This is a genomic window from Brevundimonas sp. UBA7664 (assembly GCF_002483305.1).
GTDB lineage: Bacteria > Pseudomonadota > Alphaproteobacteria > Caulobacterales > Caulobacteraceae > Brevundimonas.
This window is the reverse complement of the sequence record NZ_DLHQ01000056.1, coordinates 80,704-94,657: the sequence shown is the minus strand read 5'-3', so window position 1 is coordinate 94,657 and position 13,954 is coordinate 80,704. Positions and strand designations below refer to the sequence as shown.

Annotated in this window: 14 protein-coding genes; 6 read left to right on the top strand and 8 right to left on the bottom strand. The window is 66.8% G+C overall.

All coding sequences use genetic code 11. The features are described from left to right. The first annotated feature begins 54 nt into the window (after window positions 1–54). Both B2742_RS13265 and B2742_RS13260 read left to right on the top strand, forming a co-directional pair. Complete coding sequence (locus B2742_RS13265; protein ID WP_292067134.1) at window positions 55–720, top strand: hypothetical protein; 666 nt, start codon at window positions 55–57, stop codon at window positions 718–720. Between the two features lie 42 nt (window positions 721–762). Next, window positions 763–1,458 carry a pirin family protein gene (locus B2742_RS13260; RefSeq protein ID WP_292067132.1) on the top strand — a complete coding sequence of 232 codons (696 nt, stop codon included), beginning with the start codon at window positions 763–765 and terminating at the stop codon, window positions 1,456–1,458. Window positions 1,459–1,547: 89 nt separating this feature from the next. Here B2742_RS13260 and lon read toward each other — a convergent pair whose 3' ends face one another. Beyond that, window positions 1,548–3,944 carry an endopeptidase La gene (lon, locus tag B2742_RS13255; protein ID WP_292067130.1) on the bottom strand — a complete coding sequence of 799 codons (2,397 nt, stop codon included), beginning with the start codon at window positions 3,942–3,944 and terminating at the stop codon, window positions 1,548–1,550. Window positions 3,945–4,319: 375 nt separating this feature from the next. Next, a complete protein-coding gene (gene clpX / locus B2742_RS13250) occupies window positions 4,320–5,594 on the bottom strand; it encodes an ATP-dependent Clp protease ATP-binding subunit ClpX (RefSeq protein ID WP_292067128.1) in 1,275 nt (424 codons plus the stop codon). 189 nt (window positions 5,595–5,783) lie between these two features. Here clpX and B2742_RS13245 point away from each other — a divergent pair, with 189 nt between their 5' ends. Further along, on the top strand, window positions 5,784–6,425 hold the full coding sequence (locus B2742_RS13245; RefSeq protein ID WP_292067126.1) for an HAD-IB family hydrolase: 642 nt from the start codon (window positions 5,784–5,786) through the stop codon (window positions 6,423–6,425). Here the strand turns inward: B2742_RS13245 and B2742_RS13240 are convergent, their stop codons facing one another. The 4 genes from B2742_RS13240 to tig form a co-directional block, all read right to left on the bottom strand. Then, window positions 6,426–6,743 carry a hypothetical protein gene (locus B2742_RS13240; RefSeq protein ID WP_292067124.1) on the bottom strand — a complete coding sequence of 106 codons (318 nt, stop codon included), beginning with the start codon at window positions 6,741–6,743 and terminating at the stop codon, window positions 6,426–6,428. A 76-nt stretch (window positions 6,744–6,819) separates the two neighbouring features. Further along, window positions 6,820–7,461, bottom strand: a complete 642-nt coding sequence (locus B2742_RS13235) for an ATP-dependent Clp protease proteolytic subunit (RefSeq protein ID WP_292067122.1) — start codon at window positions 7,459–7,461, stop codon at window positions 6,820–6,822. 88 nt (window positions 7,462–7,549) lie between these two features. Next, window positions 7,550–8,455 (bottom strand): hypothetical protein, encoded by a 906-nt coding sequence (locus tag B2742_RS13230; RefSeq protein WP_292067120.1) that lies wholly within the window; start codon window positions 8,453–8,455, stop codon window positions 7,550–7,552. 39 nt (window positions 8,456–8,494) lie between these two features. Then, entirely contained in the window at window positions 8,495–9,838 is a 1,344-nt protein-coding gene (tig, locus tag B2742_RS13225) for a trigger factor (RefSeq protein WP_292067116.1), read from the bottom strand. A gap of 193 nt (window positions 9,839–10,031) precedes the next feature. Between tig and B2742_RS13220 the strand changes: the two genes are divergently transcribed. Then, window positions 10,032–10,733: an MBL fold metallo-hydrolase gene (locus B2742_RS13220; protein WP_292067114.1), complete on the top strand. Its 702-nt coding sequence runs from the start codon at window positions 10,032–10,034 to the stop codon at window positions 10,731–10,733. A gap of 4 nt (window positions 10,734–10,737) precedes the next feature. On the opposite strand, the gene B2742_RS13215 is transcribed toward B2742_RS13220, so the two are convergent. Continuing rightward, window positions 10,738–11,028: a hypothetical protein gene (locus B2742_RS13215; protein ID WP_292067112.1), complete on the bottom strand. Its 291-nt coding sequence runs from the start codon at window positions 11,026–11,028 to the stop codon at window positions 10,738–10,740. Between the two features lie 142 nt (window positions 11,029–11,170). On the opposite strand from B2742_RS13215, the gene B2742_RS13210 reads away from it, so the two are divergent. Further along, on the top strand, window positions 11,171–11,326 hold the full coding sequence (locus B2742_RS13210; protein ID WP_292067110.1) for a hypothetical protein: 156 nt from the start codon (window positions 11,171–11,173) through the stop codon (window positions 11,324–11,326). A gap of 159 nt (window positions 11,327–11,485) precedes the next feature. After that, complete coding sequence (locus tag B2742_RS13205) at window positions 11,486–11,683, top strand: general stress protein (RefSeq protein ID WP_349681131.1); 198 nt, start codon at window positions 11,486–11,488, stop codon at window positions 11,681–11,683. Between the two features lie 57 nt (window positions 11,684–11,740). Here the strand turns inward: B2742_RS13205 and egtB are convergent, their stop codons facing one another. Then, window positions 11,741–13,900, bottom strand: coding sequence for an ergothioneine biosynthesis protein EgtB (egtB, locus tag B2742_RS13200; RefSeq protein WP_292067106.1), 2,160 nt, complete (start codon window positions 13,898–13,900; stop codon window positions 11,741–11,743). Between the last annotated feature and the right edge of the window lie 54 nt (window positions 13,901–13,954).

Sequence of the window (13,954 nt, the reverse complement as noted above, 5' to 3'; positions counted from 1 at the left end):
GCCGATCTGGTCGATTGATCCGCCGCCGGATCATCGGCGACAGACGAAAGATTCATGTACCGCTTTTCTCTTCTCGACCGTCGGTGGCTGGTCGCCGCCGCCGCGGCCTTGGCGTTGGTCCTCGCCCTGACGTTCGCCGCCGTCGCCAGACCCGCGACAGCCGGGCCGTTGCTCCGCGAGGGCGGGGCGTTCGAGAATTTGAGCGCCGTCTTCCACTTCGGCGCCATGGGGCTGGCCCTGCTGTGGCGGCGCCGCGCGCCCGCCTTGCTGGGACTGATCGCCATGTCGGCCTTCCTGATGGGCGGACGTGAGCTCGACTGGCAAAAGACCTTCACCACTCACAGCATCTTCAGCACCAAGCTGTACGCCCGCGACACCGTGCCCCTGGACGAGAAGCTCATCGCCGGGGCGGTGGCGGTGACGCTCGTTACGCTGCTGGTTCTGCTGCTGGTGCGCAGTCGCCATGACCTTCGTCGTCTCGCGGCCCAACGGGCGTCGGCGCTCTGGGGTCTGGCGACGCTCGTCGCGATCCTGCCTATGCTCAAGCTGATGGATGCCCTGCCCCGTCTGGTGAGGGAATCCGGGCGCAATCTTGAGTCGGCCGTCATACAGTCGCTTCTCTCCGTCGAGGAGCTCGGCGAGATGGCCCTGCCCCTGCTGGTGATGCTGGCGATCGTGCAGATCGCCCGTGCGCGGGCTCCGGGACTTTCGCAACACTAACTGTTGCCTATATAGCGGCGATCACAATCAGGGAGACCCCTCATGATCGACGTCAGACCCTTCTCCAGCCTCGGCGGCGCCAACCACGGCTGGCTGAACGCCAAACACCATTTCTCCTTCGCCAACTACTATGACCCCGCCCGCATGAGCTGGGGCCGGCTGCGCGTCTGGAATGACGACGAGATCGCCGCCCAGTCAGGTTTTCCGCCCCACCCCCACGCCGACATGGAGATCATCACCTATGTCCGCACCGGGGCCATCACCCATGAGGATTCCATGGGCAACCGCGGCCGCACCGGCGCGGGCGACGTGCAGGTGATGAGCGCGGGCACGGGCGTGCGTCACTCGGAGTTCAATCTCGAGGACGAGATGACCACCCTGTTTCAGATCTGGATCGAGGCCGACACGCGCGGCGCCACGCCCAGCTGGGGCGCGAAGGAATTTCCGAAGAGCGACCGGACCGGCCAATTCTCGGTGCTGGCCTCGGGCGATCCGACCGACGAGGCCCTGACCATCAACGCCGACGCGAAGGTGTTGGGGGCGACGCTGAAGGCGGGCGAGAGCCTGACCTACAGCCTCGCCGAGGGCCGCCGCGCCTATCTGGTGCCGGCGGTCGGCGCCGTCGAGGTCAATGGAACAGCCCTGAACGCCCGCGACGGCGCGGCGATCAAGGACGAGGCCGAGATCACGATCACGGCGAAGGACGACGCCGAACTGGTGATGGTGGATTCGCTCTAGCGGATCCTTCTCCCGTTGGGAGAGGGCGCCAAATTGAAAACCCCGCCCGGATCGCTCCGGGCGGGGTTCTTTCTGTCGGCATCAGACCGTCAGTGCGTCGCGACGACCGCGCCCGGGTCCTGGACCGGCGGGGCGGCCGGGAGGGGGTCGGCGGCCTCGTCCCATTCGACCGGGGTGAGTTCGCCGGTCAGGGCCCATTTCAGGGCCTCGTCGGCGGTCTTGATCGGGATGATCTCCAGCGCCGACTTCACATTGTCGGGCACGTCGGCGAGGTCCTTCTCGTTCTCTTCCGGGATCAGCACCGTCTTGATGCCCGAGCGGAGGGCCGCCAGCAGCTTCTCCTTCAGGCCGCCGATGGCGGTGACCCGACCGCGCAGGGTAATCTCGCCGGTCATGGCGATGTCCTTGCGGATCGGAATCCCGGTGAGGACCGAGACCATGGCGACCGTCATCGCCACACCGGCCGAGGGGCCGTCCTTGGGCGTGGCCCCGTCCGGGACGTGGACGTGGATGTCGGTCTTCTCGAACATCGGCGGCTTGACGCCGATGCTGAGCGAGCGGGCCCGGACGTAGGAAGCGGCGGCGGAGATCGACTCCTTCATCACCTCCTTGAGATTGCCGGTCACGGTCATGCGCCCGCGGCCCGGCATCTTGATCGCCTCGATGGTCAGGATCTCGCCGCCGAACTCGGTCCAGGCCAGACCGGTGACGATGCCGACCTGATCCTCCTCGTCGGTCTCGCCATAGCGGTATTTCCGGACGCCTGCGTATTTGGCCAGCTTCTCATCGTCGATGGTGATCGACAGCGTCTTTTCACGCGCCATCTCGCGCACCGACTTGCGGGCCAGGCCGCCGAGGGCGCGTTCCAGCGAGCGCACGCCGGCCTCGCGGGTGTAGTAGCGGATCAGGTCGCGGATGGCGGTTTCCGGCACGACGAATTCCGCCGGCTTGAGCCCGTTCTCCTCGGTCACCTTGGGCAGGACGTGCCGTTTGGCGATCTCGACCTTCTCGTCCTCGGTGTAGCCGCTGACCCGGATGATCTCCATCCGGTCCAGCAGGGGCTGGGGCATGTTCAGCGTATTGGCCGTGGTCACGAACATGACGTTCGACAGGTCGTAGTCGACCTCCAGATAGTGGTCGCCGAACGCATTGTTCTGCGCCGGATCCAGCACCTCCAGCAGGGCCGAGGTCGGATCGCCGCGCCAGTCGGCGCCCAGTTTGTCGATCTCGTCCAGCAGGATGAAGGCGTTGGTGGTCTTCACCTTCTTCATCGACTGGATGATCTTGCCCGGCATGGAGCCGATATAGGTCCGGCGGTGGCCGCGGATTTCGGCCTCGTCGCGCACGCCGCCCAGCGACATGCGGATGTATTCCCGGCCCGTGGCCTTGGCGATCGACTTGGCCAGCGAGGTCTTGCCCACGCCCGGAGGGCCGACGAGGCACAGGATCGGCCCCTTCAACGTGTTGGTGCGGGCCTGGACGGCCAGGTATTCGATGATCCGTTCCTTGACCTTCTCGAGGCCGTAGTGGTCCTCCTCGAGGATGGCCTCGGCCTTGTTGAGGTCGATGGCCTTGGTCTTGGCCTTGCCCCACGGGATCGACAGCAGCCAGTCGAGGTAGTTGCGCACCACCGTCGATTCCGCCGACATCGGGCTCATGTTGCGCAGCTTCTTGACCTCGGCCTCGGCCTTGATCCGGGCTTCCTTGGACAGGCGCGTCTTACGGATGCGCTTCTCCAGCTCCATGATCTCGTCACGGCTGTCGTCGGTCTCGCCCAGCTCGCGCTGGATCGCCTTCATCTGCTCGTTGAGATAATATTCGCGCTGGGTCTTCTCCATCTGGCGCTTCACGCGCGAGCGGATCTTCTTCTCGACCTGCAGGACGGAAATCTCGCCCTCCATCAGGCCGTAGACCTTCTCCAGACGGGCCGGGACGGCGATGGTTTCCAGCAGACCCTGTTTGTCGGCGATCTTGACCGACAGATGGGCCGCCACGCTGTCGGCCAGCTTGGACGGGTCGGTGATCTGGGGAATGGAGCTGAGGGCCTCGGGCGGCACCTTCTTGTTCAGCTTCACATAGTTTTCGAACTGCTCGATCACGGCGCGCAGCAAGGCTTCCGACTGGGCCGGTTCGCCCGGATCGTCGGCGATCTCGACGGCTTCGGCCTCGAAATATTCGGTGCGGTCGGTGAATTTGGTCAGGCGCGCGCGGCTCTTGCCCTCGACCAGGACCTTGACGGTGCCGTCGGGCAGTTTGAGCAGCTGAAGCACGGTGGCCAGCACGCCGATCGGATAGATGGCGTCGGCGGAGGGGTCGTCGTCGACGCTGTTCTTCTGGGTGGCCAGCAGGATCTGCTTTTCGCCCTTCATGATCTCGTCGAGCGCCTTGACCGACTTCTCGCGGCCCACGAACAGCGGGACGACCATGTGCGGAAAGACGACGATGTCTCTCAGCGGCAGGACAGGCAGGGTTTTGGTCTCGGACATGATGCCTACTCTCACAGGGTCCTCGTTGATCTCGGACCCGCCGCGGCGGCGTGCGGAGCGCCTGTGCCCCGCCGTTTCGACTCGGCCCGCCATTCGGCGGCCTTCGGATGAGTATGTGGTTTACGAACGTCGCGGTTCAAGCGTAACGGGCGCCGAACGACTCCTTCCGTCCACAGGCGGCAAGGCTGCATGATCAGCGGCCGCCAGCCGGCTAAGGCGCATGGATGTTGCGGGAATCCCGCCGAAGCGGCCGTCCTGTCGCTCCGGCGGCCTGTTGCCGTCGCGCATCATCTGTGTGCCTGACGGCGTCCGGAGCCCAAGGAAAAGGGCGGGCCCGTCGCCGGACCCGCCCTTCCCGTCTCATGATCCGTGGGATCAGGCCGCGCTGTCGGGCGCAGCCTTCTTGGACTTGGTCTCGGAGTAGATCAGCAGAGGCTGGGCCTTGCCCTCGATGACCTCGGCGTTGACGACGACTTCCTCGACGCCCTCGAAGGTGGGCAGTTCGAACATCGTCTCCAGCAGGATGCCTTCCAGGATGGAGCGCAGGCCGCGAGCCCCGGTCTTGCGGGTGATAGCCTTCTTGGCCACCGCGATCAGGGCGTCGTCGGTGAACGTCAGGTCGACATTCTCCATCTCGAACAGGCGCTTGTACTGTTTGACCAGGGCGTTCTTGGGCTCGGTCAGGATGGTGACCAGGGCCGGTTCGTCCAGATCCTCCAGCGTCGCCAGAACGGGCAGACGGCCGATGAATTCGGGAATCAGGCCGAAACGCATCAGATCGTCCGGCTCGACGCCCTTGAGGATGTCGCCCGTGCGGCGTTCGTCGATTTCCTTGACCTTGGCGCCGAAGCCGATCGAGGCCCCGTCGCCGCGCGCCGCGATGACCTTTTCCAGGCCGGCGAAAGCGCCGCCGACGATGAACAGGATATTGGCGGTGTCGACCTGCAGGAACTCCTGCTGCGGATGCTTGCGGCCGCCCTGCGGGGGCACGGAGGCGACGGTGCCTTCCATGATCTTCAGCAGGGCCTGCTGCACGCCCTCGCCCGAGACGTCGCGGGTGATCGAGGGGTTGTCCGACTTGCGCGAAATCTTGTCGATCTCGTCGATGTAGACGATGCCGCGCTGGGCCCGCTCGACGTTGTAGTCGGACGACTGCAGCAGCTTCAGAATGATGTTCTCGACGTCCTCGCCCACATAACCGGCTTCGGTCAGGGTCGTGGCGTCGGCCATGGTGAAGGGCACATCGATGATGCGCGCCAGCGTCTGGGCCAGCAGCGTCTTGCCCGAGCCGGTCGGCCCGATCAGCATGATGTTGGACTTGGCCAGCTCGACGTCGTTGTTCTTCGTCGCGTGGTTCAGCCGCTTGTAGTGGTTGTGCACCGCGACCGAGAGCACCTTCTTGGCGTGGCTCTGACCGATGACGTAATCGTCCAGGACCTCACGGATCTCCTTGGGCGACGGTACGCCGTCCTTGGCCTTGGAGAACGAGATTTTGTGCTCTTCGCGGATGATGTCCATGCACAGCTCGACGCACTCGTCGCAGATGAACACGGTCGGCCCGGCGATGAGCTTGCGCACCTCATGCTGGCTCTTGCCGCAGAACGAGCAGTAGAGCGTGCTTTTGGCGTCTGTGCCGGCAGCTTTGGTCATCGAGCCTTCTCACTCCCGCGGTGCGCCCCGATATGAGACGAAACGCGCACCCTTCGCGTTGATTCCCTGACAATGGGCGCAAAGGTCTTCAAAAATTGACAATCACCCATACCGGGGCCCGCCACAACCCCGACCAAGCGTGGCCGGAGCGCGAAGCGGACGCTACACTGTTGAAGGAGATCGCGGCGAATGTCTGACATGGGAAGTCCGACCCTGTTTCACCAGCCGCCCCGCAGGGATCAGGCCATCGTCGCCTTCGATTTTGACGGCACACTGACGGTTCGCGACAGTTTCACCGCCTTCCTGCGCTGGCGGGCCGGGGCCGGCGGCTGGTTCGGGGGGCTGGCGCGGATGGCGCCGGACCTGGCCACCTATGTGGGCGATCGCGATCGCGGCCGGCTCAAGGCCGCTTCGGTGCGGGAGTTTCTGAAGGGCGCGCCGCGGGCGCAGCTGGAGGCCGACGCCGAGGCCTTCGCCGGTCAGGTCTGGCCCGGCTTCATCCGTTACGACGCCCTCGCCTGCTGGAAGGACTGGGGTCAGAGGGGCGCGTACCGGGTGATCGTCACCGCCAGCCCCGAGACGACGGTGGCGCCGTTCGCGCGCCGGCTCGGCGCGGAGGCCCTGCTGGGCACGCCGCTGGTGTTCGACGGCGATGACCGGGTGACGGGCGCCTTCGCCGGTCCCAACTGCCGCGGCGAGGAAAAGGTGCGCCGTCTGCGGGCGGCGTTCGGCGAGGAGATGGCGCTCGCCGCCGCCTATGGCGACACCACCGGCGACACGGAAATGCTGGCCATCGCCGACGAGGCCGGGTTCCGGCGGTTCAAGGGCTGATCAGCGGCCTTCGCCGTCCACGTCGAAGACCATGGGCTTGCCACGCGAGGTGGGGTTCCAGCCGGCCTCGATCACCGCTGTCACCGCGTTGCGGATGTGCTCGGGGTCGACGAACTGCTTTTCGGTGTCCGGTCGTCCGTTGGGACGCAGGGGCGGCGGGAACTGCACGATGGCCTCGCGCTTGAAGTCTGCCAGCCGCAGGGTCACGGCGATGCCTTCCCATTTGCCGCCGCTCAGCGGACGGGGCTGGCGGCGCAGCTCCCAGTGATAGATGTCGCCGTCGATCTCGACGGTCCCGGTGTTGTCTCGCGTCTGCATGGCGTCCTGATAGCACAAAGAAAAAGGCGCGCCGTCTCCGGCGCGCCTTTCATCGTCATTGCGGGGAGGACTCGCGTCAGACCGTCTTGACGCCGTCGCCCTCGGCCTGTTCGCGGCGGTCGTAGACGTGGTCGACGATACCCCAGGCCTTGGCTTCCTCGGCGCTCATGAAGTGGTCGCGGTCGAGGGTCTTCTCGACTTCCTCATAGGTCCGGCCGGTGTGGTGGACGTAGATCTCGTTGAGGCGGCGCTTGGTGTAGCGGATGTCCTCGGCGTGGCGCTCCACGTCCGAGGCCTGGCCGCGGAAGCCGCCCGAGGGCTGATGCACCATGATGCGCGCGTTCGGCAGGGCCACGCGCTGGCCGGCGGCGCCGGCGGCGAGGATCAGCGAGCCGGCCGAGGCGGCCATGCCCATGCACACCGTCGACACCGGCGAGCGGATGTATTGCATGGTGTCGTAGATCGCGAGCGCCGAGGTCACCTGACCGCCGGGGCTGTTGATGTACATGCTGATTTCCTTCTTCGGGTTCTCCGATTCGAGGAACAGCAGCTGGGCGCAGATCAGCGACGCCATGCCGTCCTCGAAGGGCCCGGTCAGGAAGATGATCCGCTCGCGCAGCAGCCGCGAGAAGATGTCGAAGGCCCGCTCGCCCCGGCTGGACTGCTCCACCACCATGGGGACGAGGTTGCTGGAGATGTAGTCGATGGGATCGCGCATGAGGTCTCGCTGAAGCAGGGGCGGCGCGACTCAGATCGGTCGCATCCGTTCCATGCTGATATCGCGTCGCGAGCCGCGGGACGCAAGGTCAGGGCGCAGGATCGTCTCCGGCCAGCTCCCGCGCCATGATCCGGGCCATCTCCGTTCTCTGATAGAGCGACCGGATCGGCGGCGCGCCCACCATCCGCACATCCGCCTCATAGAGGGCCGTCAGATAGGCCATGTCCCATTCGGTCAGCCCCGTGGAAACCGCGCCGCTGTCCCACAGGTTCAGGATCGTCGGGTAGCCGCCCGCCCGGGTTTCCGGCTCGATATTCGCGAGGATCACCATCGACAGATAGTCGCCGAGCGCCTCGTCGGTGACGCCGTTCATCCTGGACAGGTCGAGGATGACCAGGGACGTCACCATCCCCTCGCGCCGGTCCTGGCCGAAAAAGCCGCCGCCGCGCGAAGAGACAGCCGTTGCGGGACTGCCCCACATGGGGATCAGGATCTTGCCGCTGAAATCATCCATCAGGGCGGAGATGGTCCACCACCGAACCGCAGCCTGGGCTTCCGCGAACCGGCGCAGATCGCCCTCGTCGCCCTGCGCCAGCCCGGGGGAGGCGATGAAACGGTCATGGTAGGCCTCCACCAGATCCGTGGCCGTGGCGCGCCCGTCCGATGTAGCCAGAATGGTCACGTTCGGGGAACAGCCCGGTGGCCGGACAACGACACCAACGGCGCGCGCGCGCGCCTCGATACGGGCCGTCAGGGCGGCAGCCGCCTCCTCGCGCAGATTCTCCGTCGCCAGGCAGATCGGCGTCGTCCACCTCGCCAACGACAGCGAGTGCGTCGGCTCGGTCGAGATCTCCTCAAGGAACAGGCGAGCCTCAGTCTCCGTGCCCCGAACGCCGGAGACCGTCACGTCAGGAAGGGGCGAAGTCGGATCCTGGACGGCCTGAGGTGCGGTCACGGCCAACAGGACGGCCGTGGCGAAAGATGCGAAGCTCATGGCGTGTGCCCCCGGCTGGAAAGCACAACCATCGCATGATCAGAGGTCGTCGTCTTCCTTGAGCAGCTCTTCCTTGCTGATCGGGGTGTCGGTGACCTTGGCGGAGTCGAAGATCAGGTCGCAGACCTTCTCCTCATAGATCGGAGCGCGCATCTGGGCGGCGGCGTTGGGGTTCTGGCGATAGAATTCCAGCACTTCCCGCTCCTGGCCCGGATAGTTGCGGGCCTCAGCCATGATGGCGTTGTTGAGCTCCTGATCGGTGATCTGGACGTTGTTGGCGCGGCCGATCTCGGCCAGCACCAGACCCAGACGCACGCGGCGCTCGGCGATCTTGCGATACTCGTCCTTGAGCTTCTTCTCGGACTTCTTGGCGTCCTCTTCCGGCAGGCGGCCGGCTTCCTTGTCCGCCTGGACCTGTTTCCAGATGCCCTCGAACTCGGCCTCGACCATCTTGGGCGGCAGGGGGAAGTCGTGGGCCTTGTCCAGTTCGTCCAGCAGGGCGCGCTTCAGCTTGAAGCGGGCGGCCCCCGTGTACTGCTGGTTCAGATTGGCGCGCAGCAGCTCCTTGAGCTTGTCCAGCGACTCGATGCCGATGCGCTTGGCGAAGTCCTCGTCGATCTTCGCGGGAGCTTCGGCCTTGATGGCCTTGACCTTGACGTCGAACGTCACGGCCTTGCCGGCCAGATGAGCGGCCTGGTAATTCTCGGGGAAGGTCACGTTCAGGACGGTCTCGTCGCCGACCTTGGCGCCCTTCAGCTGCTCTTCGAAGCCGGGGATGAAGCGGTTGGAGCCGATCACCAGCTGCGCATCCTCGGCGGCGCCGCCCTCGAAGGGTTCGCCGTCCAGCTTGCCGAGGAAGTCGATGGTGACCTCGTCGCCCTCGGCGGCCTTCACGGCCTTGCCCTTCTTGTCTTCATACGACTTGGCCTGGCCGGCCAGTTCGGTCAACGCCTCGTCCAGATCGGCATCCGACGCCTCATAGGTCGGGCGGGCAAGTTTCAGCTTCTTGATATCGGTCGGGCTGAAGTCGGGCATGACTTCCAGCGCCATTTCATAGGCCAGGTCTTCCTGGCCGAGGATGACCTTGTCCATGTCCGAGGTCAGCTTCATCTCGGCGGGCGCGGCCGGACGCACCTTGGCGTCGTCCAAGGCCTTCTGGCTCGAGCTGTTCAGCGCGTCATTGACGATCTCGCCCATCAGGTCGCGGCCGAAGGTCTTCTTGACGTGCGACATCGGCACCTTGCCGGGACGGAAGCCCTTCAGCTTCATCTGCGGCGCGACTTCCTTCAGCTTGGCGTCCAGCTTCTGGTTCAGCTCGGCGACGGGAATGGTCACCGCGATGACGCGGCTGAGGCCTTCGGAGGACTTTTCGACGACTTGCATGGTCGGGATTCTGACGCTCTGGGGCGGCGCCCTTGGAGCGGGCGCTGCACTTGTGGGTAAAGCAACAAGGGCCGCCCTTGCGAGGCGGCGCCTTTGAAGCCCGCCCTTATGTCGAGGACCGCCCGAAAGGTCAACGTGAGACACGGACACGACCACGGTTTCGGCCAGCCCCCGGGCGCGCTATCCACACACCATGTCCTCGTCCCCGCCCCCCATCGGCGTCGCCGTCTTTCCGGTCACGCCCCTGCAGCAGAACTGCACCCTGGTCTGGTGCCGCAAGACGATGAAGGCCGCGATCATCGATCCGGGCGCGTCGGTCGACGCCCTGCTGGGCGCGGTGGCGAAGCAGGGCCTGACCCTGGACGCCATCTGGATCACCCACGGCCACCTCGACCACGCCGGCGGGGCTGCCGAGATGCAGGAGAAGACCGGGCTCGACATCATCGGCCCGCACCCGGACGACCAGTTCTGGATCGACGGCATTCCCGCCCAGGGCCAGATGTACGGCCTGCCCGAGGCCCGCAGCTTCACCCCGACCCGCTGGCTGGCCGACGGCGATACGCTGACGCTCGGCGAAACGACCTGGGAGGTCTACCACTGCCCCGGCCACACCCCCGGCCATGTGATCTTCTTCAACCGGGAGGCCCGCTTCGCCCAGGTCGGGGATGTCCTGTTCCAGGGCTCCATCGGCCGCACCGACTTTCCGCGCAGCGACCACGCCAGCCTGCTGAACGCCATTGTCACCAAACTCTGGCCGCTGGGCGACGACGTCGCCTTCGTGCCCGGGCATGGTCCGACCTCGACCTTCGGGGCCGAGCGGCGCGGCAATCCGTTCGTATCGGACGAGGCCCTGCGCCGCGCGCCGATCGCGCGGCCGGCGAGCGGCCCGTCCTGAACGCCTAGCGTGAGATCAGCAGGCCGATGACAACGCCCAGGCCGAGGGCGTAGAGCGTCGCCTTGACCGGCTCGGTCGTCACCGCGCCGCGCAGCCGCGAGGCCCGCTCGCGGCCCCAGTCGCGGGCCGAGAGCGCATCCTCCCGCACCGCCTGCCGCAGCGGACGGGGCGCGAAGGCTCGGGCCTCGGCCTGCGCCAGAATGGCGTCAGCCTGTCGGTCCAGCCGCGCCGATGCGGTGTCGGCGTCGTCTTCGATATCGTCGGCGAGGGTCGGACCGGCATGGGTCTCGGTCATCGGGAAGGCTCCGGGCAGCGGTGAATCAGGTCCCTGAAACCACTGCCCCCCGGGCCGGTTCCGGGGAAATCGTCCGCCGCCTCAATCGTGATTGAACAGAGCGCGGCGGCGGGGCGTTTGACCTTCGAGACAGGAGACACCCATGACCTATATCGAACCCGACAGCCCCGGCGGCCAACCCGAAATCATGCCGCCCGAGACGCCCGGCCCCGACCTCGATCCCGGCGGCGCGCCGGACGAAGTGCCGCAGCAGGACCCGGGCGGCGGGGGCGACGGCGACTCGCGGCCCTACGGCTGAACGGGGCAGCCACAGGCTCAAGTCCCTGTGATTCGTTCGCAATTGTGTGACCGGGCAACCGGAACCGGACGGGGGTGGAGGGGTTCAGTCTGCAACCGCCAACCGTCGTCACGAAAGGAACCTCCAATGGCTCAAGGTCAGCCCGGCAGAGCGTCCGGCGTGTCCAAACGGGGCTTCGCCTCGATGGATCCGGAACGTCAGCGCGAGATCGCCCGCAAGGGCGGAGCCAGCGTGCCCAGCGAGAAGCGCAGCTTCTCCCAGGACCGCAGCCTGGCGGCCCAGGCCGGACGCAAGGGCGGCGAGGCCTCCCACGGCGCCCGCACGACCACGCGCGGAACCCCGCCTGCCGCCGAATAGGCGCGGCGCATCGATCAGGAAGGGCGGCGACCGGTCCCGGTCGCCGCCCTTTTTGATTCAGGCCTCCAGCAGGGCGAGGGCCACGGAGGGCGCCGGGCCGGTCTCGAACGCCGTCACCGTCCAGCCGGCGGCGCCGGCCAGTTCCCGAACCGAGGCCTCGGTGTATTTGCGCGAGCTCTCCGTGTGGATGGACTCGCCGCGGGCAAAGGCGAGGCGGCGGCCGTCCAGCTGAACGACCATGTCGCGGGTTGCCTCGAGATGCATCTCCATCCGCGATGCCGGGCCGTTCCACACCGCGCGATGGGCAAAGGAATCGACATCGAACCCGGCCCCCAGTTCCCGGTTGGCCCGCACCAGCAGGTTGCGGTTGAACGCCGCGGTCACGCCCGCCGCGTCGTCATAGGCGGCGATCAGCGTCTCTGCCGGCTTGACCAGGTCGATGCCGAGGATGAACAGGGCGTCCGCGCCCAAAAGGCCGCGGGCCGCCTTGAGGAAGGCGATCGCCTCGTCCCGCTCCAGATTGCCGATGGTCGAACCGGGGAAGAAGCCGACCCGCCGCCCCTGCCCTGTTCCGGCCGGCAGGGCGCCCAGATGCAGGAAGTCGCCGACCAGCGGCGTGACCTTCAGCCCCGGATAGGCCTCGTCGATCCGGCGGGCGGCCGCGTCCAGGGCGTCGGCGCTGATGTCGATCGGCACATAAGCGCCCAGGTCCGGCGCGGCGTCGAGGACGATGCGGGTCTTCTCGCTGGCGCCCGAGCCGAACTCGACCAGGGCGGCGTCCGGTCCGAAGCGCGACGCCCATTGCGGGGCCACGCGGCGCAGCAGGTCGGCCTCCTGCCGCGTGGGATAGTATTCCGGCAGCCGGGTGATGGCCTCGAACAGACGCGAGCCCTCCGCGTCGTAGAACCATTTGGGCGAGGCCACCTTGGGCGAGCGCGACAGCCCGGCGAGCAGATCGCGACGGAAGCGGGCGGTCTCGCCCTCGTCGGTCGCGCGCACCAGGGGCCCCGGGGCGTCTTCGGCCAGGCGCAATCCCATGAAGGCCCACCTCTGATGCGGATAGAAGAAATTGCGGTAGCTGATCCGGGCATGGCCCTCGGGGGTGGCGAAGCTGGAGCCCCGGAGCACCATCTGGTTGGCCATGAATTTTCCGTTGTATTCCGACGCCGTACCCTCGGTCGGCTGAAAGCCCGGATAGGGGGCGTAGGCGCCGGCGGTCCATTGCCAGACCTCGCCGAAAGCGTTGGAGAAGGATTCGGGCCGGCAGCGCACAGCATGCTCCCACTCCGCCTCGGTCGGCAGCCGTTTGCCGGCCCAGCGGGCGTAGGCGTCGGCCTCGTAGAAACTGATGTGCCGCACCGGAGCCGCCGGGTCGACGGGCGTCAGACCCGTCAGAGACATGGTCGCCCAGCCGTCGCCGTCCCGCCGCCAGTACAGGGGCGCGTCCCAGCCTTCCGACCGGACCGCGGCCCAGCCGTCCGACAGCCACAGTTCGGGCCGGGCGTAGCCCCCGTCGTTGATGAAGGCGATCCAGTCGGCGTTGACCACCAGGTCGTTGGCCAGGGCGTAGGGCCCGAGCCAGACGCGATGAGCCGGCCCCTCGTTGTCGAAGGCGAAGCCCGCGCCGCCATGACCGATCTCCACCAGTCCCCCGTCGAACCGGGTGCATCCACCGCACCGGGCCTCGGCAGGGCCGCTCCGCGGCTCCCGCTCATAGGCGGCCGGATCCAGCGGCGACCGAGCCATCAGATTCAGCAGGTCCATCAGGAACAGCTCCTGATGCTGCTGATCGTGATGCAGGCCGAGGGTGAACAGATATTGCAGCCGCGGATCGGTCGGCGGCCGTTCGAGCCAGGCCGACATGCGCCGGTCGACTTCGCGCCGATAGGCCATGACCTCGTCCAGCGACGGCCGGGTCATCAGGCCCCGCTCGCTGCGCTCGACGCGGTGGCCCAAGGCCTCGTAATAGCTGTTGAACAGGGTCTGGAACCGGGGATCGACCGGTCGATAGCCGGGCTCCGCGCCGAGGATCATGGCCTCGAAGAACCAGCTGGTATGGGCCAGATGCCATTTGCCCGGGCTGCAGTCCGGCATCGACTGGGCCGCCAGATCCTCGGGACTGAGACCCTGCGCCAGCGCCGGCATGGCGGCGCGCACGGCCTGGTAAGCCGCAAGGTCATCCCCCCTGCGATCGGCGATCCGCGACGGTGCGTTCATGACAATCCTCCGGCCCAGGACCGGTCGCCCGCACGGCGAGTATGGTCACGCTTT

Coding starts and splice junctions, on each gene's coding strand:
- B2742_RS13265 (WP_292067134.1), top strand. CDS start 55: ATGTACCGCTTTTCTCTTCTCGACCGTCGGTGGCTGGTCGCCGCCGCC.
- B2742_RS13260 (WP_292067132.1), top strand. CDS start 763: ATGATCGACGTCAGACCCTTCTCCAGCCTCGGCGGCGCCAACCACGGC.
- lon (WP_292067130.1), bottom strand. CDS start 3,944: ATGTCCGAGACCAAAACCCTGCCTGTCCTGCCGCTGAGAGACATCGTC.
- clpX (WP_292067128.1), bottom strand. CDS start 5,594: ATGACCAAAGCTGCCGGCACAGACGCCAAAAGCACGCTCTACTGCTCG.
- B2742_RS13245 (WP_292067126.1), top strand. CDS start 5,784: ATGTCTGACATGGGAAGTCCGACCCTGTTTCACCAGCCGCCCCGCAGG.
- B2742_RS13240 (WP_292067124.1), bottom strand. CDS start 6,743: ATGCAGACGCGAGACAACACCGGGACCGTCGAGATCGACGGCGACATC.
- B2742_RS13235 (WP_292067122.1), bottom strand. CDS start 7,461: ATGCGCGATCCCATCGACTACATCTCCAGCAACCTCGTCCCCATGGTG.
- B2742_RS13230 (WP_292067120.1), bottom strand. CDS start 8,455: ATGAGCTTCGCATCTTTCGCCACGGCCGTCCTGTTGGCCGTGACCGCA.
- tig (WP_292067116.1), bottom strand. CDS start 9,838: ATGCAAGTCGTCGAAAAGTCCTCCGAAGGCCTCAGCCGCGTCATCGCG.
- B2742_RS13220 (WP_292067114.1), top strand. CDS start 10,032: ATGTCCTCGTCCCCGCCCCCCATCGGCGTCGCCGTCTTTCCGGTCACG.
- B2742_RS13215 (WP_292067112.1), bottom strand. CDS start 11,028: ATGACCGAGACCCATGCCGGTCCGACCCTCGCCGACGATATCGAAGAC.
- B2742_RS13210 (WP_292067110.1), top strand. CDS start 11,171: ATGACCTATATCGAACCCGACAGCCCCGGCGGCCAACCCGAAATCATG.
- egtB (WP_292067106.1), bottom strand. CDS start 13,900: ATGAACGCACCGTCGCGGATCGCCGATCGCAGGGGGGATGACCTTGCG.